22 protein-coding genes are annotated in these 26,149 nt (G+C 47.0%); 13 read left to right on the top strand and 9 right to left on the bottom strand.

From position 1 onward, the window contains the following. From ACYQ3S_RS03145 to ACYQ3S_RS03115, 7 genes are all read left to right on the top strand, one after another. The coding region (locus ACYQ3S_RS03145; RefSeq protein WP_459687286.1) for a GH39 family glycosyl hydrolase at nucleotides 1-702 on the top strand (702 nt) is incomplete at its 5' end. A 347-nt stretch (nucleotides 703-1,049) separates the two neighbouring features. Next, on the top strand, nucleotides 1,050-2,426 hold the full coding sequence (locus tag ACYQ3S_RS03140; RefSeq protein ID WP_459687285.1) for an MFS transporter: 1,377 nt from the start codon (nucleotides 1,050-1,052) through the stop codon (nucleotides 2,424-2,426). Nucleotides 2,427-2,445: 19 nt separating this feature from the next. Then, nucleotides 2,446-2,919, top strand: coding sequence for an RbsD/FucU domain-containing protein (locus ACYQ3S_RS03135; protein ID WP_459687284.1), 474 nt, complete (start codon nucleotides 2,446-2,448; stop codon nucleotides 2,917-2,919). A gap of 92 nt (nucleotides 2,920-3,011) precedes the next feature. Beyond that, nucleotides 3,012-3,860 carry an alpha/beta fold hydrolase gene (locus ACYQ3S_RS03130; protein ID WP_459687283.1) on the top strand — a complete coding sequence of 283 codons (849 nt, stop codon included), beginning with the start codon at nucleotides 3,012-3,014 and terminating at the stop codon, nucleotides 3,858-3,860. Between the two features lie 81 nt (nucleotides 3,861-3,941). Next, the gene (locus ACYQ3S_RS03125; protein ID WP_459687282.1) at nucleotides 3,942-4,508 is read left to right on the top strand and encodes a chromate transporter; all 567 of its coding nucleotides are present in this window, start codon (nucleotides 3,942-3,944) and stop codon (nucleotides 4,506-4,508) included. Continuing rightward, nucleotides 4,505-5,068 carry a chromate transporter gene (locus ACYQ3S_RS03120; RefSeq protein ID WP_459687281.1) on the top strand — a complete coding sequence of 188 codons (564 nt, stop codon included), beginning with the start codon at nucleotides 4,505-4,507 and terminating at the stop codon, nucleotides 5,066-5,068. Before ACYQ3S_RS03125 ends, ACYQ3S_RS03120 begins: the two co-directional genes overlap by 4 nt. A gap of 25 nt (nucleotides 5,069-5,093) precedes the next feature. Beyond that, the gene (locus ACYQ3S_RS03115) at nucleotides 5,094-6,185 is read left to right on the top strand and encodes a phosphotriesterase family protein (RefSeq protein WP_459687280.1); all 1,092 of its coding nucleotides are present in this window, start codon (nucleotides 5,094-5,096) and stop codon (nucleotides 6,183-6,185) included. A 230-nt stretch (nucleotides 6,186-6,415) separates the two neighbouring features. Here the strand turns inward: ACYQ3S_RS03115 and ACYQ3S_RS03110 are convergent, their stop codons facing one another. Genes ACYQ3S_RS03110 through ACYQ3S_RS03100 form a run of 3 tightly spaced genes read right to left on the bottom strand, consistent with a single transcriptional unit; the run spans nucleotide 6,416 to nucleotide 9,140 of the window. Next, entirely contained in the window at nucleotides 6,416-7,252 is an 837-nt protein-coding gene (locus ACYQ3S_RS03110; RefSeq protein WP_459687279.1) for an alpha/beta fold hydrolase, read from the bottom strand. 11 nt (nucleotides 7,253-7,263) lie between these two features. Further along, nucleotides 7,264-8,637 carry an MFS transporter gene (locus tag ACYQ3S_RS03105; protein WP_459687278.1) on the bottom strand — a complete coding sequence of 458 codons (1,374 nt, stop codon included), beginning with the start codon at nucleotides 8,635-8,637 and terminating at the stop codon, nucleotides 7,264-7,266. 32 nt (nucleotides 8,638-8,669) lie between these two features. Continuing rightward, nucleotides 8,670-9,140 (bottom strand): RbsD/FucU domain-containing protein, encoded by a 471-nt coding sequence (locus tag ACYQ3S_RS03100; RefSeq protein WP_459687277.1) that lies wholly within the window; start codon nucleotides 9,138-9,140, stop codon nucleotides 8,670-8,672. Nucleotides 9,141-9,531: 391 nt separating this feature from the next. On the opposite strand from ACYQ3S_RS03100, the gene ACYQ3S_RS03095 reads away from it, so the two are divergent. Next, entirely contained in the window at nucleotides 9,532-11,859 is a 2,328-nt protein-coding gene (locus tag ACYQ3S_RS03095) for a GH39 family glycosyl hydrolase (protein ID WP_459687276.1), read from the top strand. Nucleotides 11,860-12,079: 220 nt separating this feature from the next. On the opposite strand, the gene ACYQ3S_RS03090 is transcribed toward ACYQ3S_RS03095, so the two are convergent. The 6 genes from ACYQ3S_RS03090 to ACYQ3S_RS03065 form a co-directional block, all read right to left on the bottom strand. Further along, the gene (locus ACYQ3S_RS03090; protein ID WP_459687275.1) at nucleotides 12,080-12,346 is read right to left on the bottom strand and encodes a hypothetical protein; all 267 of its coding nucleotides are present in this window, start codon (nucleotides 12,344-12,346) and stop codon (nucleotides 12,080-12,082) included. A gap of 12 nt (nucleotides 12,347-12,358) precedes the next feature. Continuing rightward, nucleotides 12,359-13,411: a DMT family transporter gene (locus tag ACYQ3S_RS03085; RefSeq protein WP_459687274.1), complete on the bottom strand. Its 1,053-nt coding sequence runs from the start codon at nucleotides 13,409-13,411 to the stop codon at nucleotides 12,359-12,361. Nucleotides 13,412-13,442: 31 nt separating this feature from the next. Then, nucleotides 13,443-15,200 carry a cobalamin-dependent protein gene (locus ACYQ3S_RS03080; RefSeq protein WP_459687273.1) on the bottom strand — a complete coding sequence of 586 codons (1,758 nt, stop codon included), beginning with the start codon at nucleotides 15,198-15,200 and terminating at the stop codon, nucleotides 13,443-13,445. A gap of 50 nt (nucleotides 15,201-15,250) precedes the next feature. After that, nucleotides 15,251-16,504: a Glu/Leu/Phe/Val family dehydrogenase gene (locus ACYQ3S_RS03075; RefSeq protein ID WP_459687272.1), complete on the bottom strand. Its 1,254-nt coding sequence runs from the start codon at nucleotides 16,502-16,504 to the stop codon at nucleotides 15,251-15,253. Nucleotides 16,505-16,690: 186 nt separating this feature from the next. Next, nucleotides 16,691-18,667, bottom strand: a complete 1,977-nt coding sequence (locus ACYQ3S_RS03070) for a hydantoinase/oxoprolinase family protein (protein WP_459687271.1) — start codon at nucleotides 18,665-18,667, stop codon at nucleotides 16,691-16,693. Between the two features lie 87 nt (nucleotides 18,668-18,754). Then, nucleotides 18,755-19,831, bottom strand: a complete 1,077-nt coding sequence (locus ACYQ3S_RS03065) for an ROK family protein (protein ID WP_459687270.1) — start codon at nucleotides 19,829-19,831, stop codon at nucleotides 18,755-18,757. 132 nt (nucleotides 19,832-19,963) lie between these two features. Here ACYQ3S_RS03065 and ACYQ3S_RS03060 point away from each other — a divergent pair, with 132 nt between their 5' ends. The 5 genes from ACYQ3S_RS03060 to ACYQ3S_RS03040 all read left to right on the top strand — a co-directional run bounded on the left by ACYQ3S_RS03060 (nucleotide 19,964) and on the right by ACYQ3S_RS03040 (nucleotide 25,876). Beyond that, nucleotides 19,964-21,343 carry an MATE family efflux transporter gene (locus ACYQ3S_RS03060; protein WP_459687269.1) on the top strand — a complete coding sequence of 460 codons (1,380 nt, stop codon included), beginning with the start codon at nucleotides 19,964-19,966 and terminating at the stop codon, nucleotides 21,341-21,343. A 34-nt stretch (nucleotides 21,344-21,377) separates the two neighbouring features. Then, nucleotides 21,378-21,932, top strand: a complete 555-nt coding sequence (locus ACYQ3S_RS03055) for a flavodoxin family protein (RefSeq protein WP_459687268.1) — start codon at nucleotides 21,378-21,380, stop codon at nucleotides 21,930-21,932. Between the two features lie 170 nt (nucleotides 21,933-22,102). Next, nucleotides 22,103-23,419 (top strand): aspartate aminotransferase family protein, encoded by a 1,317-nt coding sequence (locus ACYQ3S_RS03050; protein WP_459687267.1) that lies wholly within the window; start codon nucleotides 22,103-22,105, stop codon nucleotides 23,417-23,419. A 95-nt stretch (nucleotides 23,420-23,514) separates the two neighbouring features. Then, nucleotides 23,515-24,042: a cob(I)yrinic acid a,c-diamide adenosyltransferase gene (locus ACYQ3S_RS03045; protein ID WP_459687266.1), complete on the top strand. Its 528-nt coding sequence runs from the start codon at nucleotides 23,515-23,517 to the stop codon at nucleotides 24,040-24,042. 331 nt (nucleotides 24,043-24,373) lie between these two features. Next, complete coding sequence (locus ACYQ3S_RS03040; protein ID WP_459687265.1) at nucleotides 24,374-25,876, top strand: aldehyde dehydrogenase family protein; 1,503 nt, start codon at nucleotides 24,374-24,376, stop codon at nucleotides 25,874-25,876. Nucleotides 25,877-26,149: the final 273 nt, after the last annotated feature.

Here is a 26,149-nt window from a genome sequence, read left to right as displayed (position 1 = left end):
ACATTGGCCAAATTAAACTTAACGAAATCAATTATTATCGATGAGTGGAGCAGTACAATTTGGCCAAGAGATACTAATAATGATACAAGCTATAAAGCTTCATATATTATCAAAAATATGATAGAAAATATGGATGCCGTAGCAGGAAAAGGATGCTGGACATTGAGTGACGGTGTCGGAGAATGGAGGCCGGAACATCATATCTTTTATGGAGGACAAGGGCTGTTCACCTTTAATGGCATCCAAAAGGCGGCGTTTTATGCATTTACTCTTCTTGCAAGGTTGGGGGATAGTGTAATTGCACGCGGCAACGGATATTATGTGACGCGTGATGCCTCTGGAATACAAATTCTTTTATATCATTATGCGCATTACAATGCTATATATCAGCTCGATACAACGCGGAACAGCATAGATTTTCCATCAGATGGTCAAAAGGCAGTGAAATATGTGATTTCCCTGAAAGGAATGGAGGAAGAAAAATTTAAATTAAGATATTATAAAATCAGCAGAGAATATGGAAATGCATTTAATGAATGGAGAAGAATGGGAGAAGAAAATGAACTAACATCGGAAGATCGGGAATATTTGGTTAGTCGGTCAATGCCAGCAAGGACAATAGAACTCCGCAATACACTGGAAGGGATTGAGGTAGTGTTAGATCCCAATGATGTTGCATTAATTATCATTAACCCGACCTGATTGCGCTCCTGTAATCAATTGATGCGTTCCTACTATTAGAGGAGCGAGGACACTGTTAAAATCCACATGGAATATAGGCGTATCGTCGAGCTGTCCGGTCTCTATAGGGCTGGGCAGCTTTTATTTAAAAGATATATATAATATCAAATTATTTATATAATGTGGTATTTTGAAGCATAGGCCGACTTCCAGAAAACAATCTGCCTATATGAAGCAAACAAAAATGCAATAGAAAACAGACATACAATTGGTTAATATACATACAAAGGGGGTGAATCAAGGTCTGAAAGTGTAAGGGGTAACAAATTTTGCAAATATGTTTCTCGAATAAAAAGAGGGGTGACGATGTGAACTCAAATAATGCGCAGAGCAAATTATTTACCAAACCACATGTAGGCTATATGTTTGGCGGGGCGGCGCAGACAACCATTGTCTTTTTGATTAGCGTCACGCTAACCTATTATTACACCAATGTGCTTGGACTTAGCATTGGCAAAGTTTCATTAATCATGTTACTCAGCCGATTTCTTGATGGCGGAAGCGATATTATTGCAGGTGCGGTAATTGATCGAACGAAATCCAAATTTGGCAAGGCAAGACCGTGGATTCTCCGGATGTGTATTCCACATTTAATTGCCCTGATTGCAATGTATACGGTTCCGCCAACCTCAGAAAACTTCCAGCTGATTTATATTTTTGTTGCATATAACTTTGCAAATACCTTTGTAAATACGTTCGCGGGTTTGGCGATCAGTTCGCTGAATTCGTTAATGACAAGGGATATTGTGGAGCGCGGCCAATTGAATGCTATGCGCCAGATCGGCGCCCCAGTGATGGAACTTGCGATTTCCGCCTTGACTATTCCTGCGGCAAACTTTCTGGGTGGCGATCAAAAGTCGTGGATTATTGTAGTTACTGTAATTTCTCTTATTGCCACGTTGTGCTATTTTCTCTGTTTTTTGTGGACGAAAGAGACGGCGCCGGAGGAGCGGAATGCCACTACAGAACCGATTTCTGCAAAAGTAACTGCGAAGGCCGTTTTGGGGAATAAATTCTGGTGGATCGCACTGTTACTGTGGGTTGCCAGAACCTTTATCAACTCTATTATGGGAACCATGGGTCCCTATTTCACGCAATATGTTTATGGGAATGTTAATTTGAACAGCCTGTTAATCACAGTAGAAAAGGGCATTACTATTGCGATTGCATTCCTGGTTGTGCCGGCATTGGTAAAACGCACGAGCAAACGTAATATTGCCATCCTGTCAAGTATTTTTTACATGATTGGCCAATTAATTTTCATGACCAATACCGGAAACCTTTCTATGGCAGTCGTGGCTGCTGTTGGCCGCGGATTTGGACATGCTTTCGGTTCTGGCGTGGTTTTTGCCATTATTGCAGATACTGTAGAGTACAGCCATTGGAAGTTTGGCGTGCGTTTGGAAGGTGCAATATTCTGTGCAGCAACTGTTGGACAAAAATGTGGTCAAGGTGTTGCGCAGGCGTTGACCGGTGGGCTGATGGAAATGGCAGGTTTTGACGGCATGGCGGCTGTTCAGAGTGCAGCAACTATGTCGATGATTACAAATCTCTATGTCTGGACGCCGATTATCTGCGGCGCAGTGGAATTGATTCTGATGCTGTTCTATCGCTTGGAAAAAGACCTGCCGCGTATCCAGAATGAGATAGCAATGAGAACGCAAAATTCTGATTTAAAACAGTAATAAAAAGGAGGACAAAATTATGTGTTATGTTCCAAAGAAAAGAATATTAAACGAGCGTCTTGCTGCAATTGTTGCCAGTATTCGTCATGGAGAAATGTTGTTTATTGCAGATGCCGGAAGTGGTACCTGTTCCAAGGCGATTGTGCAGCCGTTAGACTCCAGCGTAGAATACCTTGATCTGGGCGCAGTAACCGGATCTCCAACAATGCTTGAAATTGTGTCCGCACTAAAAACGGCAGGTGATTTTGAGGGGTGCATTGTAACAGAGGAGATGCCCGAAGCAAATCCCAAAGATTATCAGGCTTTGGTTGAAATTTTTGATGAAGAAAATATCACCAAGGTTCCATATAAGCCGACCTATTACCAATTACGCGACCGGTGTAAGGCGATGATCCAAACGGGTGATTATGGTGTTCATGCACAGGCAGTGCTGATTGCAGGGTATTCGAGCGCTAAAATCTCATTGGACCGCCTGTTGCCCAAAAAAGAATAGCGGTGGCAATACGAGGGCAAGTGGGGGAAACTAAAATATAGAAGAACTTCTCTTTTTAGTTTGTCGCAACCATTTTAAGGAGGTGACTGTGTATGAAGCAAATAGGTCATATGCCTACACATATAGAATGGCAACAATGCACGAAGCATGTTTTACTAAAAACAGGGATAAAAATGTACTATATGGAAGCAGGCGATCCTGAAAAAGAACCGCTTATATTGATTCACGGTTTTTCTGACTCAAGTCGGATTTGGAGATCGGTTATGGAGGAGCTGCAGGATTCTTTCCATATGTATGCGATTGATCTGCGGGGATTTGGGCAGAGCGATCAGCCGGCACAATATCTTTATACAATGTACCAGCATTGTGAAGATGTGGTAGCGTTTATGGAGGCAATGCAAATCGAATCAGCTGATATGATAGGGCATTCATTGGGATCCATGGTGGCACAAGTAATTGCGTTTGCTGCGCCGGAAAAGGTGAGACGGGTTGTATTAGTTTCCACAGCGTTGCGACGGCATGAGACTGCGCGGGAAGTTAAAGAGTTTGTAAATAGTTTTTCCAATATGGATTGGCAAAATGCAGAAGATAAGGTGTTGCAGCAAATGATGTTGCCATCACCTGAAAAGTGCTATGATCCGCAATTTGCGGCAGGATATTTGATGACTTTACGTGGGCTGTCTGGCAAATCCCTTTGTGCAGGTAAATTGGGCATGATGATTTATGACGGACGGAATTTTATGCAATTTATTACAGCCCCAGTTATGGTGGTATGGGGAACAGAGGATGATATTTTTACAGAGGAATGCCAAACTGAAGTTCATGAGTATTTGCCGGAAGCAAGGTATTTGTCTATGGAGGGTATTCCGCATGACATTCCGAGTGTCGCACCGCTTGAATTAGTAGAGGCAGTGAAGAACTTTATGAGTAGTTCTCGCTGATGCTTTGTCGGGCTGTTGTGCGCCACAATAGAGGGCAAAATTTCAATCCGGATTTGTGCAGGGTTAGGAGAACGTTTTTTCATGCTGAAACATGTTGTTGAGATTTATTTCACTTTCTTCAAAATGGGGATGATGACATTTGGTGGAGGATATGCTATGCTGCCGATCCTGAAAAGGGAGGTGGTAGAAAATAAAAAGTGGCTTACGGATGAAGATATAATGGATTATTATGCCATATCACAGGGACTGCCAGGGATTATTGCCGTAAATGTTTCCGTGATGATTGGATATACGCGCAGTAAGCTAATAGGAGGAATCACAGCAGCGTTAGGGGTGGTAAGCCCTTGTATCCTTATCATTTCTTTTATTGCTGCTTGCATGGCTAACTTCCAAGACAATATATATGTTCAGCATGCATTTGCCGGAATCTCTATCTGTGTGTGCGCATTGATCGTCAGTACGGTAATAGATATGGGGAAAAAGGGTATTCGGGACGCATTCGGAGTAGTGCTATGCTGTGTAACTTTTCTGATGGTTGAGTTGAGTGATATTTCTCCAATTGTTATCATACTGGTTGCAGCAGCAATGGGCATTATAAAAAGCAAGTGGTTTACGAAGCGGAAAGAGGGAAAGGCAGAAAAACAATGATATTGTGGCAATTGTTTTTTGAATTCTTTAAAATAGGCCTATTTGCTATTGGCGGTGGAATGGCAACATTGCCATTCCTGCAAAGGCTCAGCGAACAAAAAGGCTGGTTTCCTATCGATCTGATTACCGATATGGTTGCTATTTCTGAATCAACGCCGGGACCCTTAGGCATTAATATGGCAACATATGTTGGATTTCAGGTGTCAGGAGTAATCGGTGGTATTGTTGCTACATTGGGAACTATCCTTCCTGCAATTGTTATTGTATCGATTGTCTCTGCGTATTTGGACAAATTCCGCCATAGTCCCATTGCCGATCATATTTTTTATGGACTTAGACCAGCCGTTACCGGACTGATTATAGCTGCCGGTTATGATGTGATGAAAGTATCCTTTATAAATGTTTCTCAATTTGTGGAAACATGGTCTTTCAGTACATTGGTTGAGCCAGTAAGCCTGCTTATATTTGCTATCATGTTTGTAGCCATTCGCAGATTGAACAGGCATCCGGTCACTTATATCGGATGTGCAGCGGTTATTGGCTTGTTATTTAAATTATAATAGCCGTACAAAGAAGGAGGAAAAAATGGATAATCGTGTTGGAAAAGTTATGACAGTACAGGGATTGGTGGATCCATCTACATTGGGAGCGACGCTTACTCATGAACATCTCTTCTTTAATTTAGATTACTATTTTGAAGACATAGAAGATCCGGAAAAGAAGAAAATGTTTACATCTCCGTTGGACATGAAAATTTTACATTATGTATCGTATGATCCATATTGCAATAAAGAAAACTGTCAGATGCAGGATTTGGATATTGCTCTGTATGAAGTGGGTTTGTTCAAAAAAGCAGGGGGTGGGACAATCTGCGATCTTACAGCAGGAGGAGTGAATTTCTTTAACCGACCAATTGAGCATTTGCGCACCATTTCGGAAAGAACGGGTATTAAAGTTGTTGCCAATGTCACCCATCACCAGAAAAGCGGGCATCCTCCGTATGTTGCTAAAGGGACAGCGGATGATGTTGCGAAAGTTTTTCTGAACGATATACAAAATGGTGTTAGAGATACTGGAATTTATCCGGGCATTATTGGAGAAGTCGGTTGTGGATATGTATTCCATGAGGATGAAAAGAAAGTTGCAAGAGGCGCTGCACGCGCACATCGAGAAAGCGGCATACCAATCTCATTTCATGTCCATCCGCCTAAGCGGCATGACCATGAAATTATGAAGATTATGAAAGAGGAAGGTGTAAAACCGGAGCATGTCGTTTTAGGACATCGCGATGGCGTACTGACACATAAAGATCTTTCATGGCATGAAAAAATCGATTATCTGTGCAGTATTGCCGATTATGGTTGCTATATTCAGTTTGATCAATGCGGTAATCAATACCATTGTAAAGCCGAGAATGATGGATGGTGGTTTGCTTCAGATAGAGAAAGAGCCGCTGCATTGTTCCAACTGGTATTGCGCGGTTATGAGGATCAGATCCTGCTTTCACATGATTGTGGACAGAGAAACTTCTTAGCATATTATGGTGCATGGGGCATAAGTCATATTTTAACCAATTTCCATGAGACCATGCTGGAAGCAGGACTTGATGAAAAAGTTATCCATAAATTTAGCTATGAAAATCCTGCACGCATGCTAACCATTTGTGAAAAATATTAGAAGTGCGATAATAGACTGTTTGAATTGCTAAACTTACTTTTAAAACGATATAAATATACGAAACATGGCATCAATCGATGCCATGTTTCGTTTTAGTGCGATAATCTCGCTCCGCAAAGCTTCGCTGCCCAAAGTGTGAACAGCCGTCCGCTTGCCCATATAATGCAGCCGCAGATTTATTTAAGAACGAATCACTGTGGCTGTGCAATATGTATAACAATTAATATGCGTTATTCGCAGAAAAAGCGGTCTGCGATTTCAGACAGTTGCTTAGGAATTTCTGTTGGGATTTCATGGGATATCCCAACAAGTTCTTGATAGCGCGCGAGAGGGAACGCGGCGCGGACTTCCGCTTGATAATCTGCGGTAAGGATTTCGTCTGAAGTCCCCCACAGAATCAGAACAGGGGCATGGATAAACTGGACAAAATAGCGGTTATCTGTTTGATTCATGGAAAACATTGCGGCGCGTAGGCTTTTCCCAGGCACACCGCGCAGCGTGGACAGATATGCCGCCGGAAAATCCGGATCTGCGCAGTTTTCCGGATGCGGGAGAAATTCTTCCTGCATTTCCTGATCAGTCATGCGGGAAAAATCCATGTTCTCGAAATGCTCGTAGATACCTTGCATCTCGTCGCCAGTAGTATGTCCGCGCACCAGAGTAGAGGCCAGAATCAGTTTCTTAACCCGTTCAGGTACACAGAAAGCCAACGTCTGTGCGATTAGGCTGCCCATGGAGTGACCCATGACAAAGCAGGAATCCACGTTCACGGCATCCAGAAACGCGGTCAGATCCTCGGAATGCTGCACAGGGGTGTAGATAAACTGATCGGGTTTGTCGGTCTGTCCGAAGCCGCGCAGGTCAACTGCAAACATGTGATAACGATCCTGCAGGGAAAGCATGGTTTCACGCCAGATGCGGCTGGAATCGGTGAATCCATGGATGAGGAGCAGTGGCTCAGCCGACGGATCGCCGGCCTCCATATAATACATGGTGATACCGGTCGGGAGGCTGACTTTTTTGGTCTGACTGTGCCATGTTTGATGAGAAGGAATGGTTTGGTTCATGACAAAACTCCTTATTGTGTTTTGGCGGTCGCGTTCCGCGCTTCGAGATCCTGCATGATCTGCGGCAGTTCCCGATCCAGACGATAGAACAGCACCAGTGCAACATTGACGAAGCCGAAAATGATCGGCACCCACAGATAAATGTTTGTGATCATGGACATCGAAGAAGCGCTCTGAACGGCGAGCGTGCCGTCGAAGCCTGCACCGTTAAGCAGCGCGCCTGCGACTGCCTGCGAGATGCCCTGCCCGAATTTCTGGCCAACGGTAGCGGCGCAGAAAATGATGCCTTCCGTGCGAAGGCCAAACTTCCAGTGACCGTATTCGACACAGTCCGCGATCATAGCGAACAGGACGACAGCACCGAACGCCATGCCGATACCGCGTGCGACTGCCGCCGTGACAGCAAGCGTCGGATCAACCGGATTGATTAGGACAAGCGCGTGACCGACAATGGAAACGACAGCGCCGCAAAGCGTCATATTGCGTTTGCTGAGCCGTTTGACGAAAAACGGGACAAGCAGGCCGACGGTTGCAATTGTTGTCACTTTTTCGGCTGTGGTAATTACGCTCATAAAATTGACGTTGCCGAAAATGTACTGGCAGTAATAGGAAAGATTCATGCTGGTAACTGTCATGTTGAACGTGCCGGACACCCACAGGCCGAGCGCCATATACCAGTATTTGTTTTTCAGGACAGCAAGGAAGGACTTGCCGATAGGCGCTGGTTCGTCGGATGCACACCGTTCCTCGGGAGCGGTTTCCCGCGACCAGAGGAAACAGATGAAGTAGCAGAGCGTTGCGACGATGGAAAAGCAAGCGATAACCATGATCCAGGCCTTCTGGTCGCCGCCGAGGGAGTTGGCCGCGGGGATGGTCAGTGCGGAAATAGCAAGCTCCATGATCGGGGCGCCAAACTGCCGCATGGTATTCAACTGGCTGCGTTCGGTCGGGTCGCGGGTCATCAGGGAATTGAGCGAGCTGAGCGCAAGACCGGCCATAGTATTGACGATGGTGTTGGCAAAGTTATATGCAACGAAGATATAGATAAGCTGCAAATTTTCCGAGGTGGAAGGCACGGTATACATGGCGATCAGTGCGATCAGGTGAGGAATACACATGCGCAGAAGCCACGGACGCGCCTTGCCGTATTTGGATTTCGTGCGGTCGATGATTGTACCGGCGATAATATCGCTGAACCCGTCCAAAAAACGGCTGATGAGCATAACAAATGTTACTCGTCCGATATTTAGGCCGATCACATTGGTGTAGAAGTAGGTTAATGTGACGTTAATCAAAAAGACAATGGTTGTCTGCGCCGCGCCGCCAAACATATAGCCGATATGGGGCTTGGTTAGCATTTTTGTGCCGGAATTTCCTTTTTCCATCTTGTCACCTTCTTTGTATTGCCCCAGTTTGGTTATTTCTCGATGATCCCCTGTGTCAAAACTTCAAACGGAATATCGGCGCTGGGGTAGCCGGCGACCAAAATCGCCTGCGCGTGAATCCCGTAGTCGCCGGTCTGTACGACGGCCTTGCATCGGTTGCGCAACTGGTAATATTCTGGCACATAGTGCATGGTGTACACCTTGTCCTTGCCGAAAAGATCGCAAAGGAATTGATATCCTTCCGGGTTAGCAGCGGGCATATCTTCGGTGACGATAGCGGCTTCGAAATCGCCGCAGTATTTCAGGGCGTTGACGATATCCTGCATTTTCGGTACGCCGGTTACCGCTTCGAGATCCAGGTATTCCACGCTGGGGTCAAGCGGAAACAGGGCTTTCGTGGAGGTGCCGCTGCCAGCGTCGGCAATATACAGCATTTCTCCGTGGCGGATGCTGGCGACAATAGCGGCTAAGCGTTCATTCAGAATTCTGCATTTCGGTTCCATTAAGATTCATCCTTTCACGATTTTCGTTTTATCAACTTTCCTGTTGACATTAGTATCATACCGTAATTAGAGACAAATTTCTTTTGCATTTCCACTGTATTTTTATCGAAATTGTCATATAAAACTATAGCGTTTTCGCCGTATGTTGCGACGGATCTAATAAACAAATGATTGGATATTGAAATTGTTAGCTGGAAGGTTTTGGCGTTGAAAAAGACGTTAATTTAAATTATAATATAATATAAAAAGAAAAGGAGGGGATAGCGTGTGGAAAGATACCCATTTTGAAGGATCGGACATCCAGTTCACTATTGAAAGGCTTTCTGCGGAAAAACCGCAATAGAGTGAAAAACTGCGTATCGTTTTTCAACTCAAAGGGGAAAGCAAAGTTTTGCTCAATGGGAATCAATATGTGATGCGCGAAACAGATTTTTTTGTTATCAATCCGTTTGCATTATATAGCCTGGAAGATGCAGGAGAAGCAGTTGTGCTTTATGTGGACTTTCCCCATTCCTTTACGACAGAATTGCACGGAGTGCAAATTGATTGCCTGTCCTTCCTTTGTGCCAATAAAGAAAAACAGCAGCTTGATGCAGTGCGTGCTTCGCTGGCACATATGTGTCAAGCATATTTGCAGCGAGAATTAGGATATAAGTGGGTGATACAGGGCGAAGCATATTTGGTACTGCAATCATTAGTGGTGTTTTTTGCAAAACCACTATCTGAAAACGAGCATCGTAATGCTGAGCATTCGCGCATTTTTCGCCTTCTTACCTATATTCACGAACATTATGCTGAAAATATTACCTTGAGCGGTCTTGCAGAGCGGGAATATTTATCAACAAATTATTTGTCGCAGTTCTTTCAGCACCACCTTCATATGAGCTTTACCAGCTATATGACCAATTTGCGGTTGAATTATGCGCTTTTAGAGCTTTGCAACACAAGGAAAAGCATTACAGATATTGCGCTGGACAACGGTTTTGCTTCTATTAATGCGTTTATACAAAGTTTTAAACAGAAATACGGAACAACACCAGGGAAGTACCGAAGAGGACTAAGCGAGCATCAGAACGTCTCGAATGATATTGAACAAAGTGCGGATATTCTTCATTTGTCAACATTGCTGCAGTATGCGAACCAAAGGACTTCTTTACCTGTTCCGGAAATACGTCCTCTGCGTAAAGATATCCATATATCTTATGGGAACCGTACCATACCTGTTTTTCAGGACTGGCGCGTTATAATGAATGCTGGTTATGCAGAGGAATGCTTGAACGCTCAGGTTTTAGAACAATTGGAGAGGTTGCAAAAGGATATTGGGTTTGAGTACATCAGATTTCATGGGCTTTTTAATGATTCGATGCAGGTATATCAGGAGAATGATGCGCATATCATACAGCCGCAATTTACGCGGATCGATCTGTTATTGGATCAAATGCTTGCGCTGCACTTTAAAATGTACATAGAATTTGGCTTTGTGCCACAGCAGCTGGCATCAACAAAACGAACAGTTTTCTCCAATAAGAGTTATGTTTGTATGCCTTCTGATCTGAAGAAATGGACTGTATTGGTTCAGTCGCTATTACGACACTGCATTCGGAGATATGGTATTTGTACCGTTCGTCAATGGCGCTTTTCTTTGTTCAGTATAAACTTTGCGCAGTATGGTTTTTTTACGGAAGAGCAATATTTTAAATTGTTTAAGCAGACATTTCAAGCAGTAAAATCAATTGATCACAAACTGTCGGTCGGTGGACCAGGATTTGAGGGAAGCCGATTTCTGGATCGGAATGACCAAACCTACTATTTGTTCTTGGAAAGATGTTTAATGGAGGAATGTATGCCGGATTTTGTTACAATGCATTCTTTCCCGCACGAATTTCGAGATCTGAAGATGAATTTTGACAGGATGATGACAGAAAATGATGTTTCTGCATCGTTTGCGCTGAGTAAAAATGAAAATTATATGATGGATGCTGTTCATTCCTTAAAACAAGTTTTAGCTGCTTTGAACATCAAGAATGTTCCGATTATCATTGACGAATGGAACTCGACAATATGGCAGCGGGATTTATGTGCGGATACCTGCTACCGTTCTGCGTATATCATAAAAAATATGTTAGAGAGCATGGGGCAGACAAATGGAAAAGGATATTGGACAGTCAGCGATTATTTAAGCGAATGGAATGCAGGGAATGATATCTTTCATGGTGGACAAGGTATTTTTACATATAACGGAATACCCAAATCTGCATATTATGCTTTTTCGTTTTTAAATAGAATGAGCGATGAGTTGCTCGCGGCAGAACAGGGCTGGTATGCTACTAAAACACAGGACGGAATTCAGATTTTGTTTTACCATTATTGCCACTATAGCGTAGTATACAAACTTCCAAGCAGATCTGGAAATCTTTATGAGCGATACCATGCATTTAAAAATACAGCCCCAGTAGAATATCATATTTCAGTTACAGGATTAAAGAATACGCAATATATATGCCGATATTTTCGAATTGGACCTAATGGAGGCAGCGCGTTCGATGAATGGCTTGCAATGGGAGCGCCAAAGGAGTTGACGGCAGAGGAACTGAGGTATTTGAAAAGCAAATCCATACCGACTCGGCAGATTGTAAAACATAACGAATTGGACGACATCACTGTTCTGGTGCAGCCGTTAGAGGTGGTGCAATTGATTATCAGTGCTTGTGATGAATAGGCTGACGATACCAGGTGATAAACAGCTAAAAGCAGCGTGTCAATATCAGGCACGCCGCTTTTTATATTGGTATGAACTTGTTTAGAAAACCTATCATCAGATGCAGCTAATGGTATGTCAAAGCGTCTGCCTAAAAAGAAATCTGGAAACGGCAATAAATGCGCAGGAGCCGATTTATGATAACCGGCTCCTGCAGAGAGAGAAGTATATTATGAAAGTGTCAGTCAATGTATTTCTGACGGGACTTGCCATAATCCGTGACCTTGCAATAGATCAGCAGGCTGCCCGCGTCGTCGAATTCTGTGCGCGTTGCATCCAGAAAGCTGACGCCGAGAAAGGAGTCAACATATTGCTCCACGGTTCTCAGGTTGAAGAAACGCTCGCCTGGATATTCGTCCTTCAGATCGTTATACGCATCAGCGGCGGTGAATTCAGCATCCTTCTCAATGGCATACTGCAGGATCCTTGTCTTGATCGGCAATTGCATTTGGACGCCCCCTTATGATATGTTGCGCAGATTGGCAAGTTCGGACGGTTTGCAAATGATGAGGATCAGGCCGGCTACAGAGATGATAGCACCAGCAACCCCGAGCGCAGTAACCGAGTAAGCCGTGATGCCGAGCGCAGCGAACAGATAGCCTAAAGGGATGGACCAGAGCGGCTTAGAACTGTCAACTGCAAGCGCGCGGGCCGGTCCGGTCTTATTGAAAGCGGTATACACGCAGTTGTAGTTGATCGCGCCCATCAGACCCATGATTGCAACATATAGCAGCAGGGTGGGGGAGGTGAGTACCATACGGATGATCTGGGTAAAGGCTTCCATATTGCCGGTCGCGCCGGACAGGGTTGCCATTGCAGCCAGACCGATGATACCGGCGCCGAGACAACGGAAGATGCCGCAGCCAACCGTGGGGTCAATCATATCGCCTGCATAAGTGGAAAACTGGCCTTCAAGCGTGAAGCCGATCGGCGCCATGCACGCCAGGATAAAGCCGAGGATAAAATTGCTGCCGCCTTCGCTGAAACCGCTCCAGCCGGATACAATAACGCCGACAACCGTAATCGCAATGCCTATGTAGACGCGGGCGGACAAGTTTTCTTTTAAAAAGAACTTGCTGATGATCGAAGTCAGGATCGGTCCGAGGCTGACAACGACCGAAACCGTGGTCAAGCCGCAGAACGGGGTCGCAGCCATCCAGCAGCCGGTGGCAAGCGGGCCGGCAAATGCTGCGGACAGGAGCATCATCCAGGAGATTTTCAGGCTGGCGGTACGCCTATATTCGCGTAATCCCTTGCCGTGTGCCGCATTCCAGATAAACGCAAAGATCGCCGCAAAGATGTCACACATGCCGATCAGGGTGATCGAGCAAATGATGCTGACAATGACCTGGTCGCTGAGCGCAGTCGAAACCGTGTTGGTGACCGAGGTGTTGAAAACATTCTGGATAACTGCGGTGATCGGCACCAACAGGGCGATTTTCATACCGGTTAACGCCATATTGATTTTCTTTTGGGTATAGGCTTCTGATGGCGTCAGGGTAGTTGCTGCCATTTTTCTATCCCCTTTCGTTTCGAAGCTGGAATTATGTGCTCAGAATAAAATTGATCTGTTCGCAAAAGTCATTCGTGGCACAAACACCGGTTTCCTTTACCAGATCCTGCACATCAACCGGAAGGTCGCTGCCCGGAAGCAGCGCATTTAACATACCGCCCATCATGATTTTGTACTTTTTGCCGCGTCTTTTAGCAAGCTCCGTGATGGACTGCGCATAAGACAGACATTGGCCGCAGTGCGTGCTGATGCAGATGATGTTGCTGCCTTCTTCATCTGCAAGGTCGAGCGCACTTGCGGGTTCAACATCCACGCCGCCGTTGATGACGTGTGCGTTGATTTCCGTGTAGACATTATCGACCAATAGCAGGCCATAGCTGTGTCCATCGGCAGATACACAGACTATTTTTTGGCCGTTTAGCTGCATGCCTTTACTTTTAAGCTCCGCAATGATCTCGTCTTTCATCTGCATAGTCTGCCGTCCAAGCTGACTGGGGCAGTACGGTTTGAAGTAACCGAACTCATCCACGCTGGGGTGAAAGCTCTGCTCGAATTTGACGGGCGGGAACCGCTTGAGCATCATGATCATCTGAAGAGGATCCTTGATGTCCACGCCAGCTTCTTCAAACCCGCGCATGACCTTTTCAAAGAACTTGGTGCCTTTTTCGATCATCAGGTCACTCATTTCCTCAATGGAGGTCCAATCGATCAGAGGCAGCCATTCCTTAGCCTTGGTTTCTGCCCGCATGCCTGCGGAAGCGATATCGAGCAGCTCCTCCAAGGAGGGGGTGCGGAGACATTCGGTGACGGCAACGGGGCTGATAATTATGGGCAAATTGTACTTGAGATTGAATAGCACCTGAATAAGTGCTTCCTGCACACCTGTGCCGAAGTTGCAGTTGACATCGTGATCCAATTGATCGACCGTGCCGCCATTGAAATAAACGAGGCCTGGGTGATCAGGGGTAGAGAACAGTTTGTGCATCGCCAGTGCAAAAGCCATACGGGGCTGCACCTCGGTGAGTAAGCCGCCATAGCTAACGCTGAACAACGTATCACACAGCTCGGTACAGATATAGTGTTCAACCATCAGGTAACCGACCCAAGAAGCGACGTCAAGGAAATAGCCAGGGATACCGTCCTCCGGATAGGTGACAACGTCGATATCCAAATCTTTTTTTGTGGAGAGAATACCGAGCGAACGCACCATATCAGAAAAGCGCTGCTTGTCATCGTGATAGCCGGTATATTCCCAAATCAGCGTGGAGAAACAGCCGAGACGGTCGGTGCCGGCCTCTAATGCGTTGATTGTGGTCTGGAGCGAAGCAGGGCAGGCAAGATGGAAATCCTGCCATGCGACCGAAAGGGGAGCGGCCTGCGTATGTGCTTTCCAGTCGGCGGGATCGTACATTTCGTAGCTTGTCTGCTTGGGAAACTGATCCCAATATTCATGCGGCAGGCCAACGATCTGGGACGGGATAGACTGAATGCCGGAGATTTCCATTCCATTCGCAGCATTGCGCCGGTTGAAAGCATCAATCTCTTTGATTGCGTTAATTTCATTCTCCAGCGTTGCCAGACCGATAAGGAGCTGCCAAGTCATTTTACCTTCTGCGAGACGCTTTTTGCGATATTCCAGATAACTTTTGCAGCCGTGTTTTTCCAAAAACGGCGTACGGGGTACCTGAATGGTTCTGCCAAGCGCGCGCCCCTCCTCCAGCAAAGCATGCCCATCCGGATAATCGGTCGGAATCAGGCTTTTAATGTATTCACGCAAAGACTCGTCCATAATATCCCTCCTTAAAGGTGCTGATCAATGCTGTACGCCTGGAAAGCAGCTTAGAAAATACCACGGCCCAACTTGGCATCCACAACACGCTTGACGGCGATCAGATAAGCGCCAATGCGCAGGGTCTCGTTTTTCTCCTTGGAGATGTTCCAGACTTCCTCGAATGCAGTGTCCATAATATTTTTCAGTTCGTCATTTACGCGTGCTTCGGTCCAGCAGAGTTCCTGAATGTTTTGTACCCACTCGAAATAGGAAACAACTACGCCGCCTGCATTGGCAAGAATATCCGGAACAAGGACAATGCCGCGTTTCTTCAGAATTTCATCGCCTTCCAATGTGGTTGGACCATTTGCGGCCTCCACTACATACTTGGCGTGGATGCGGTCGGCATTATCCGCATTGATTTGATTTTCCAAGGCAGCCGGAATAAGTACGGTCGTATCAAGCTCGAGCAACTGGGCGTTGCTGATATGCGAAACCCCTTCGGCCTGATAGTCTTTAAGCAGTTTTCGCTGGCTGATAAAATCGAGGATTTCGGGGATGTTAAGACCAGCCTGAGCGTACACGCCACCGGAAACATCGCTGACAGCGATGACTTTCATGCCTTCTTCGTGGAGCAGCTTGGCCGTCACGCTGCCGACGTTGCCCATGCCCTGCACAACAACAGTGGTATCTTTTACAGGGATATTTTCCTTGGCAAGCAGGTTGTTGACCGTGAACATTACGCCGCGGCCGGTTGCTTCGCTGCGGCCGAGGATGCCGCCGAGACCGATGGGCTTGCCGGTTACGCAGCTGAGCACGCTGTGGCCTTTCAGCATGCTGTACTGATCCATCATCCAAGCCATGACACGTGCGTTGGTGCCAACGTCCGGCGCCGGAACATCCTGTTCAGGGCCAATTAGCGGAGCAATTTGCGCAGTATACTTGGCGGTCAGATCATGCAGCTCACGTTCGCTCATTTCATTCGGGTTGCAGATGATGCCGCCCTTACCGCCGCCATAAGGGATATTGACAACCGCGCACTTAAAAGTCATCCATGCGGACAGTGCTTTTACTTCGTCAAAATTGACAGCGGGGTGGAACCGCACACCGCCTTTCGCAGGACCGCGTACAGTTGAATGCTGCACACGGAAGCCTTCGAATACACGAACCGAACCATCGTCCATTACAACGGGCATGGAAACCTCCAGTGCGCGTTCAGGATGCTTGAGCGTAGCATACTGGTCCTCAGTGTAGCCGAGAATAGACGCGGCATTGTCGACAACTTTTAAGACGTTGTCAAAGGGATTGTATGTCTCCTTCATGATAATGACACCCTTTCTAAAAATGAAGAATTGCCATATGCAATACCACTAAAATGTTGAAAGCAGCGAGAGAAGCGAATTAATTATTTTAATGGTTATTACAAATGATTATAAAAATATTATAGGCATATCGAAAGAGAATGTCAATACTGAAAAATAGAATATTTTAATATTTAAAATAAATGTTTATGGATGAGTCTCGTTAACTGCTTGAATTTCTCCGGAGAATGCAGTGACAGTAACGCGCCGTTCGATAAATCGCTTTTCGCCAGAGAGACTATCCGTGATAAAAGTATCGTCAATTAAGTCAAAGGCACTGCCGATGCCTGGCAGGTGGGAAGCAGCTAACCGCCTGCCAGAAGCCTTGGCATATTCCGTGGCTTCTTCAAGTGTCGAAAAGTTGCAGCGATTTTCTGCGGAAAAAACCGTATATTTCTTGGAAATAGGATCAAGACGGATCAGAATGTCATTTCGCTCGATGATCTGTGCCACTGCAGCACCAATGGCATTGGCTACGTCTGCATGCTGCGGGACAATCACTTCTGTATGCAGAGTCTCGGACAATTTTTTGCTCCAGCTTGCAATAGGGGCACCGATAGCAACAACGGGCTTTTTTAAATACAGGTTACAGCCAAGAACATTCCCGGTGTCCTGCAGAAAAATGCGGTTGACGAAATAGTTGGCCGCTTCGCTGGAATCCATATCAAAGGACTCACAATCATAATAAAAACAGCTTTGGATGCAGGCACGGCTGAGCGCGCTGTAAACCGCTCCGCACGCTTGCTGTTTACACTGTTCCAGAGGGATAGAGAGCTGTTCAGATAGAATCTGTAGTGCGAGAATGGAACCGGTTTGATTCCACTCCACATAGTCTCCGCCTGCGTGCAGGAGATCTGTTGGGGTAAGGGCGATGCGAGTCAGCATATTTTCCGTGATTAGCTGATCTAAAATAGAGAGCAAATTGCGAATACGGAGTTTGGTCTGCAAGTAATAGCAGGTGTGCGGCATATTTTGCAGTTCGTCAAGAATGCGGCGCTCTGGTTCGCTGCGTTCAGAATAGTCGCAGTATTTGGTAACCATAAAGGCTTCCTGCTCATTTCGCCAGAAACTTTGGTGTTCGCAATCGGGGTTTCGATATATGGTTTGAAGTTCATCCAAAAGTGCGGGGAACCATGTTGTGGCCCGGCAGTAAGGAATTACCTTGCGGGGACCAACACGGATATTCCGCTTACTATCCAGATAGATCCGGCTGTCGCCACCCAAACCGACGGTATAAATTTCAATGGCGCGGATACGAGTGAGCCAGCCGGAAACCTTTGCACCCTCATTACTGATTGGAAGGATACCGCTATTAATATTAGCAATGTCGGTTGTTGTGCCGCCCATGTCCAAAATAATTGCATCATCCTTGCCAGAGAGAAATCTGCCTCCAATAACGCTTGCAGCAGGTCCGGAAAGGATGGTTTCGATCGGAGATTCCCGCGCACAATGCTCAGTCATCAGCGTACCATCACCTTTGACGACCATAAGCGGCGCATGGATATGGAAAGATTTCAGTGTTGCAGTTACAGAGTCAATCAGGTTGCAAATCAGGGGGATTAGCTGTGCATTTAAATCGACTGTAACCGTGCGGTCATAAAACCCCAGCGATGTAGTCAACTCATGTGCGCAAGCAACGGGAATTCCTAACTTGTGCCGGATGCGTTCCTTTACCTGCATTTCATGAACTGGGTTGCGAACACTGGCATAACCGGACACTGCAAGAGCATCTACCTTACCGCGGAAGAATTCGATAGCGGAATCGAGTTCATCATAATCCAGATTCTCTTTTAACCGCCCTTGTATGTCCAACTTGCCTTTGATGACACGGTAACGGTCAGTTGGAAGCTTGCCCTCAGGGCGTCCGCCTATTAAGATCAGTCCTTCTTTGCATCCGCGTCCTTCAACGATGGCGTTCGTTGCCAGGGTGGTGGATAAACAGACTAGGGAGATTCCATCCAAATCTTCTGAAGAAAAGGTTGAAATACAATTCTTAATACAGATGCGAAGATCGCGGCGGGTGGTCAAGGTTTTTGCTTTGCACAGTACCTGTTTGGTATCAGAGGCAATAATTACGCCATCCGTATAGGTACCACCTGTATCGATTCCAAGTATTTTATACATGAAACCCACCTCCCTCTTTATAATTTTACATTTATTTTAAAATTTATAATAATTTGGTAAAACATCCGTTTGGATGTTTTCTTTCGGTCACATTAACATAGGGAAAAGCGAGCAATCAAGTGTCAGCCGAAGCAAGCCTTCCGCGTATTCTTCAAAGGTCTGGTTGTTGACGTCAAGAATAGGCAAATCGCTCTCCTGCATAAATTGGAGGCACTGGCTGCGGATTGTTTTCAGTTCATCGTGTGATAAGTTGTTGCCCATGATGACAAGACAGGGCGGATTAATGGTGCAGCAAATAAGCACAACCATCTGCGCAACAAAGTGCAGGAAAGCGGGGCGATTGGACAGAATTGCCTGCTGCTGGTCCAGCGAAATGCCAAAAGCATTGGCTGCGTGCCGCAGTTCGCCTGCAAGCATCGTGCTGCCCTTGAGCAAATGGCCGTTCACAATATATCCGCTGCCGACATAGCTGTTTGGCTGATCGGGAAAGAACAGGGTAGCAAAGTCCCCATTATGGTTGGAAATTTTTCCGTATAAGGAATAGGTGATAACATTCATGTCATTTTCGACAATGACTTGAATTCCGTGTTTTTCATGAATGACTTTTGCAAAATCTACTTGCTGCAGGCTTGGAATATCACATTGCTCGATAAAACCATCCCGCACTTGACCAGGAATCCCCAAACCTACGGCCTGAATCTGCGGATCTTGTATACGGACGGAGGTAATCAGTGCATCCAACAGTTCCATGGTCACATTTTCGATGGGTTCTTTCTCGCGGTAAATAATATGCCCAAGCGCATCGGCAATTACATACTCTACGAAGTTTTGTCCGTTGCGAATTGTGGTACACAGGGCAAGAACATGCATGTATTCAGGATTATAGGTAAAAACATCAGCAGGGCGGCCAATACTGAATCCGGTCTGATCCACCTTGAGAATTTCTCCACTTTTCAGCATTTCATTTAAAGCGGTACTGCAAGTTGCCATACTGAGCTCCGTAGTTTTTGCAATATCAGCTTTGATACATTTTTCTTGCTGTTGTAGTGCGCGCCGGATGCGCTCCTTATTCATTTGCCGTATTTCGATCGCCGTAATCAATTCCATAATTAACGAATCCTTCCTGATGCGCAGGTGCTGCAGTTGATAAAGCACTTGCGTCATGAGATTTGCTTCTATTATATATGATTGATAAAACAATGTAAACAAAAAATAAAAAAACAATTTAACGAAAAAGTATTGATTTAATAAATAAAATAAATATAATATAAATGGATGCATGCAAAGGAGAAACCAATGACTGATATGACAAAAGGGCGCCCGATCTCTTTGATTTTCCGCTTTTCTCTGCCCTTGATGTTGAGCGGGCTGCTGCAACAATTCTATATGATAGTGGATTCCATTATAGTAGGCCGCGGTGTGGGAATTCATGCCCTCGCTTCACTTGGAGCCGCTGACTGGATCAACTGGTTTTTTCTTTGGGGTATTCAAGGACTTACGCAGGGCTTTTCCATTCCTGTTGCTTTAGCTGTCGGTGCGGCAGAACGACATACATTGCGGCGCACTGCTGCCATGATTGTGCGCGTATGTACAATTTCAGCCGTCGTTTTAACTGCGGCCAGCCTGCTCAGCATTACACCGTTGCTGCATCTGCTCCGGACGGAACAGGCGATCATGGGAGGGGCGCAGCTGTACCTTTGCGTACTGTTTTCGGGTACGGCGGTCGTGTTAGCCTATAATATGTCTGCTGCAATCCTTCGCTGTATGGGAGACAGCAAAAGTCCGCTGTTTGCTATGGTGATCGCGGCCTTTGTCAACATTGGACTGGATCTGTTGTTTGTGATGGTGTTTCGATGGGGCATTTTCGGCGCCGCTCTGGCAACTGTGATTTCACAGGGTATTTCCTTCCTTTTCTGCTTGTGGCGGCTGCGCAGCATGGAGGATCTGCGTCTCCAGCCGGAGGACTGGAAAACTGATTGGGAAACGATCCGTCACCTGTGCAGGTTGGGGCTGCCGGTAGGGCTGCAAAATGCGGTGATTGCCATTGGCGGCATGGTAGTTCAGTTTGTGTTGAATGGATTTGGCTTTCTGTTTGTCGCAGGATTCACAGCAACCAACAAACTGCTGGGTATGCTGGAGAGCACTGCCATTGCGTTCGGTTATGCGATGACGACCTATATGGGGCAAAACCGTGGCGCACGCAAGGTAAAGCGCATTGACGCGGGAATACATAGCGTACTGCTGCTGAGCGTGCTTTTCGCGGCGCTGCTAAGCGCGGCCGGTATGCTTTGGGGGCGGAATGTGTTGTCGCTGTTTGTCTCATCAGAAGATGCGGATGCGGGAAAGGTAATCGACATTGCTTACCAATACCTGACACTGATGGCGGCAATGCTGTGGAGTTTGTATCTGCTGCATGCGTACCGCTCCTCTCTCCAGGGGCTGGGAAACACAACAGTTCCCATGCTGTCCGGTGTAATGGAATTTGTCATGCGCGTTTCTGTGGCGCTCATTCTGCCACGGTTGATCGGGCATACGGGGATATTCTTTGCAGAAGTGTCCGCATGGGCCGGTGCTGCGTTACTGTTAATTGTGTTCTATTATGCAAAAATTCGAAAAATCAAGCAGGATATTCTTGCCGAAACAATGAAAGAAGGCGGTCTGCAGCAAAACGTATAAGCCTAAAAACCAACGGATAAGAAAGGTGAGTTGTATGAAAAAGAATGTTTTGGTAATTACGGGAAGCCCGCGCAAAGGTGGCAACAGCGATTTGATGGCGGATGCTTTTATTAAAGGCGCCTGTGAAGCAGGACATAGTGTAGATAAATTTGAAACCGCATTCCGTCAGGTGACAGGTTGTATCGCATGCGAACGATGCTGGAGCAATGGCCGTGCCTGTGTGATCGATGATGACTGGCAGGAGTTTTCGGAAAAGCTGGAGAAGGCGGATGTACTGGTGTTTGCCTATCCGCTGTACTGGTCTACCATGCCAGCGCAGATGAAGGCAGTCATTGACCGGCTGTTTTCCTATTGCTCGGATAAATGTCTGCACCCACTGACAGGAAAGGAATATGTCACGCTGATTTGTGGTGAGTGTGAGGGCGATGAGATTTTTTCCGAGGCTCGTGCCGTGCAAAAGGGCCTGGATAGTTACTTTGAATGGAAGCAGCTGGGCGAACTGGCGGTACACAGCGTCTTTAAAAAAGGAGAGATTAAGCGGACCGGCGCGTTGGAAAAGGCATATGAAATGGGGCGGAGCATGAAATAAAATAATTTAATTCAATGATTAAAATAAGTATTGACATAAAGGAAAAGACCTGCTAATATATAGCTATAATCAAATTCAATGGTAGTTAAAAATACTGACGATTTGATGAATTATCATTGGGCGGACCGCCGGCCTTACAGAGCGGATCAATCGAAAAAGGAGCGATCAATATGAGCCGTATGCAGGAAACCTTTCAGGAGGCGCAGAAATATTTCATCGGTGGCGCCTCTGCGGGTCAACGTTACAATGCGGTACTGAAGCAGCCCTTGTATCTGGATCATGCCGATGGGAGCCATGTCTGGGATGTGGATGGGAAAGAATACATCGACTACCACACCTGTGCAGGTGCAGGGCTGTTTGGCCATAACCATCCCCGCATTCGTGAAGCGATCGGCCGCGCGATGGATAAAGGGTTCTTCATGAACTTTGACACACCGTATCATGTGGAACTGGCAAAGCTGCTGCAGCAGGTATTCCCAAGCTGTGAGCGCATCCGCCTGGCGAACACCGGTTCGGAAGCGACACAAGCTGCGATCCGTGTGGCGCGCAGCTTTACCGGCCGTGACAAGATCATTAAGTTCGAGGGCCATTTCCATGGCATGCACGAAAATATCTGGTTTAACCACAATGGTGTAAACAAGGCGGATGAATACGGTGAAGTTGAGACTGTACCGGATTCGCAGGGCTTCCCGTCCAATGCTAAGGACAGTGTCATTAACGTAGTGTTCAACAATATCGACGCGCTTGAGCACGCGGTCGAGAAATACAAAGGCGAGATCGCCTGTGTCATTCTTGAGCCGATCAGCTATAACTGCGGCTGCTATGAGGCGCGCCGTGAGTATCTGAAAAAGGTACGCGAGCTGTGTACCCGCGAGAACATCGTTCTCATCTTTGACGAGGTGGTTTGCGGACTGCGTATGCGTCCGGGCAGCGCGCAGAAGTATTTCGACGTGATTCCGGATATGACCACAATGGCCAAGGCGATTGGCGGCGGACTTCCTATTGCAGCGTTCGGCGGTCGTGCGGATATCATGAGTGTGCTCAATCCGGTCGGCAAGACGACGGTCAGCGGTACTTACACAGGTTCATTCATGCCGGTTGTCGTGGCGATCGAGTGCCTGAAGATGGCAATGGAGCCGGGCTTCTACGATCAGATCGAGAAGATTGGTGAGAAGCTGTATCGCGGTATTGACAACCTGTTTGCCAAGAACGGCAAAAAAGGCCACTGCCGTGGCGTGGGCGCGCGCTTTGCAATCTATTTCGGCGTGGAAAATACAGAAGACGATTTCGACTTCCGCAAGGTTGCGGAAGAGCAGGATCGTACAATGTATAAGAAGTTTGTAACGGAGTGCCTGCCGAAGGGCCTTTGGTTCCATGATACGGCGGGTCCGGTATCTCCGGCGCATTACGGCATTACGATTGCGCATACGGAGAAAGATATTGACGAGACCCTTACGCGGATGGATGATATTTTCAAAACATTCTGAGGTAGTGCCATTTTGTCCTGAGACCATCTGCGTTTTTGGGGAAGGCGGCGGGATATAACTTATCTCGCCGCTGATTTTCAGGAAGGGTTGTGCAAGTGAGACACAAGGGCTATGTGCATATTTATTGTGGGGATGGAAAAGGGAAAACGACCGCAGCTGTCGGCCTGACAGTCCGCTGCGTCGGTTACGGCGAGAGGGTGCTGTTTGTCCAGTTTCTCAAGGGATGGGACAGTGGTGAACTGCATGTACTGGAAAAACACCCTGAAGTGACTTTAGTTCGCGGAGATTCTTCGGATAAATTCGTTTTTCAGATGGATGATGTGGAGAAGCGGACGGCACAAGCACAGTATGACGATAATCTGCGTTACATCGCCTCGGAGATGAAGAATGGTTATCATCTGCTCGTGCTTGATGAGGTTATGGCAGCGTGGAACTGCGGTCTGATCGACCGGACGCTGCTGATCGATCTGTTGGAACATCGTCCAGATACTGTGGAAGTCGTTATGACGGGTCGAAATCCCCCAGAAGAACTGATGGCCTTTGCGGATTACATTTCTGAGGTTCGCAAAGTGCGACACCCTTATGACAAAGGCGTTCAGGCGCGACGGACGATCGAATTTTGATCTGCGCGTCTGCGCACGATATGGCTTGCGGCGCTATGAGAAAGCCGCATGGAAGTACAATACCTTGACCGACAGACTACATAATGCATCGAACAAATTGGTGGGTCAGGGAGCATGGCAAACATGTTGGATCAACATAGCGCCTGCCAGTTGGCGGAAAGAACAGTAGAAATTAGAAAAACATATTGACAAATATTATTTTTAGAGTTAAAATAATTATAATAAAAATGGCGGCGGCAATAACTTACATGCAGTCATAATCCTCTTATTTATTTTTTCTGTCGCCGCCTTTTTTATAGAAGTCAATACTTATTTTAAGGAGGACAATACTATGAAAATGGTTGAAGTCATCGACGAATCGAATGGCAAAGTGGTAGGTACTGTACCGAAATACACCGGCGAAGAAATCGCAGCAATGGTTGACAAAGCCTATGCGGCGCAGCCGGCGTGGGAAAAGGTTCCGCTGTTCGAGCGCGGCCAGATCCTGTATAAGTTCTGTGACCTGGTCGATGAGAATCGCGAAGAAATTGCAAACTTCATGTCCTGCGAGATGGGCAAGCCGATCCTTCAGTCCCGTGCGGAGACCACTTATGCGGCGGAAATCGGCCGTGCGAACATTGAGGTTGGCAAGCACCTGTACGGCGAAGTGCTTTGCGACAGCTCCGAAGGCTATGAGGATCACGTCGTTATGGTTCGCCACGAGGCACTGGGCGTTGTTGCGGCGGTCATCCCGTTTAACTATCCGGTTGAGTTGACCCTGCAGAAGCTCGTTCCTGCGCTGCTGATGGGCAACACCATGATCGTTAAGGCGTCTACCACTGCGCCCTGCTGCGTGCAGAAGCTGATTCAGCTTGCTCATGAGGCGGGCGTGCCGGAGGATGTACTGTTCTTTGTAACCGGCGATCGTGCGGACTGCACTGAGAACCTGCTCAAAAACAAGAAGGTCGCCTGCATCGCTATGACTGGCAGTACTGAGGCTGGTTCTGAGATGATGATGGATGCTGCGCCGACCATTAAGAAGGTCATCCTCGAGCTGGGCGGCAACGATCCGCTGATCATTACGGAAGAGGCGGCGGACGATCCGGAGCTGATTGCCAAGGCAATTGAGTGCCTGTGCTGGGGCCGTATCAACGAGAACAACGGTCAGGTCTGCGCATCCCCGAAGCGCACCATCGTACATAAGAAAGCGCACGATGTGTTCGTGAAGTGCCTGCTGGAGTTCGTTAAGACGCTCAAGCGTGGTCATGCAACCGATCCGACGGCGCAGCTGACCCGTCTGGTTTCCACCAAGGCGGCTGAGCGGGTCGTTGAACAGGTCAAGCACACCATCGATCAGGGTGCGACTCTGCTGTATGGCGGCAAAAATAACGGTCCGGAGATGGATGTTACTATTCTGGACAATGTCACAAAGGATATGGACATTGCGTGCGATATGGAAGTGTTTGGTCCGGTCGTTCCGATTATCACCTTTGAGACCGACGAGGAAGCGGTCGAGATCGCGAATCAGAGCAAGTACGGCCTGAGCGCCTGCGTCATCACCAAGGATCTCAAAAAGTCCTTCTACTTCACCGAGAATGTAGAGTCCTCGGCGGTTTGGGTTAACGGTTCGAGCGCGCTGCGCCATAACGACCAGCCGTTCGGCGGCTGCAAGGGTACTGGTATCGGCAACGAAGGCGCCGGCTACTCCTGCGCTGAGTTTACCCGCCTGAAGACCTATGGCTTCTGCGATGTATCTCCGAAGAAGCGTCTGTACGAACACGGCGACGGTATGGGCGATTTCCTGTCGAACTTCCGCGCGCAGGTTGCTGAGCAGATGAAGAATATGGATAAGTAAGATAATAATAGGATGCGAGAGCGGCTGAAAACAGCCGCTCTTGTTTTCTATACGCGGCATACTGGTGCAGCTGCTCCATTTCAGCCAGAGGTGTTAGAATTGGTAGCAGATAAACAACTGTCGGATCAATAAAGATGATCGACGCTTCGGAAAATAATTGGTTATTTGTCATTGTCCTGATGTACGGAGAACCTTTCGGGCGGAGCGGCGCAGCGCCTTAAACTGGTGCGCCATCTCAGCAGTCAACTAATACGGTCGTAGTCGCAGAGTACC

The sequence above is a fragment of the Agathobaculum sp. TL06 genome, assembly GCF_054658635.1.
Note: the sequence above shows the minus strand (reverse complement) of the source record. Positions and strands in the feature narration are given on the sequence as shown.

What these genes read in the sequence shown, in the direction of transcription:
- ACYQ3S_RS03050 (WP_459687267.1), top strand. Translation starts at nt 22,103, where the DNA reads ATGAGCCGTATGCAGGAAACCTTTCAGGAGGCGCAGAAATATTTCATC.
- ACYQ3S_RS03075 (WP_459687272.1), bottom strand. Translation starts at nt 16,504, where the DNA reads ATGAAGGAGACATACAATCCCTTTGACAACGTCTTAAAAGTTGTCGAC.
- ACYQ3S_RS03085 (WP_459687274.1), bottom strand. Translation starts at nt 13,411, where the DNA reads ATGGCAGCAACTACCCTGACGCCATCAGAAGCCTATACCCAAAAGAAA.
- ACYQ3S_RS03090 (WP_459687275.1), bottom strand. Translation starts at nt 12,346, where the DNA reads ATGCAATTGCCGATCAAGACAAGGATCCTGCAGTATGCCATTGAGAAG.
- ACYQ3S_RS03040 (WP_459687265.1), top strand. Translation starts at nt 24,374, where the DNA reads ATGAAAATGGTTGAAGTCATCGACGAATCGAATGGCAAAGTGGTAGGT.
- ACYQ3S_RS03055 (WP_459687268.1), top strand. Translation starts at nt 21,378, where the DNA reads ATGAAAAAGAATGTTTTGGTAATTACGGGAAGCCCGCGCAAAGGTGGC.
- ACYQ3S_RS03070 (WP_459687271.1), bottom strand. Translation starts at nt 18,667, where the DNA reads ATGTATAAAATACTTGGAATCGATACAGGTGGTACCTATACGGATGGC.
- ACYQ3S_RS03120 (WP_459687281.1), top strand. Translation starts at nt 4,505, where the DNA reads ATGATATTGTGGCAATTGTTTTTTGAATTCTTTAAAATAGGCCTATTT.
- ACYQ3S_RS03105 (WP_459687278.1), bottom strand. Translation starts at nt 8,637, where the DNA reads ATGGAAAAAGGAAATTCCGGCACAAAAATGCTAACCAAGCCCCATATC.
- ACYQ3S_RS03065 (WP_459687270.1), bottom strand. Translation starts at nt 19,831, where the DNA reads ATGACGCAAGTGCTTTATCAACTGCAGCACCTGCGCATCAGGAAGGAT.
- ACYQ3S_RS03135 (WP_459687284.1), top strand. Translation starts at nt 2,446, where the DNA reads ATGTGTTATGTTCCAAAGAAAAGAATATTAAACGAGCGTCTTGCTGCA.
- ACYQ3S_RS03125 (WP_459687282.1), top strand. Translation starts at nt 3,942, where the DNA reads ATGCTGAAACATGTTGTTGAGATTTATTTCACTTTCTTCAAAATGGGG.
- ACYQ3S_RS03110 (WP_459687279.1), bottom strand. Translation starts at nt 7,252, where the DNA reads ATGAACCAAACCATTCCTTCTCATCAAACATGGCACAGTCAGACCAAA.
- ACYQ3S_RS03100 (WP_459687277.1), bottom strand. Translation starts at nt 9,140, where the DNA reads ATGGAACCGAAATGCAGAATTCTGAATGAACGCTTAGCCGCTATTGTC.
- ACYQ3S_RS03060 (WP_459687269.1), top strand. Translation starts at nt 19,964, where the DNA reads ATGACTGATATGACAAAAGGGCGCCCGATCTCTTTGATTTTCCGCTTT.
- ACYQ3S_RS03115 (WP_459687280.1), top strand. Translation starts at nt 5,094, where the DNA reads ATGGATAATCGTGTTGGAAAAGTTATGACAGTACAGGGATTGGTGGAT.
- ACYQ3S_RS03130 (WP_459687283.1), top strand. Translation starts at nt 3,012, where the DNA reads ATGAAGCAAATAGGTCATATGCCTACACATATAGAATGGCAACAATGC.
- ACYQ3S_RS03080 (WP_459687273.1), bottom strand. Translation starts at nt 15,200, where the DNA reads ATGGACGAGTCTTTGCGTGAATACATTAAAAGCCTGATTCCGACCGAT.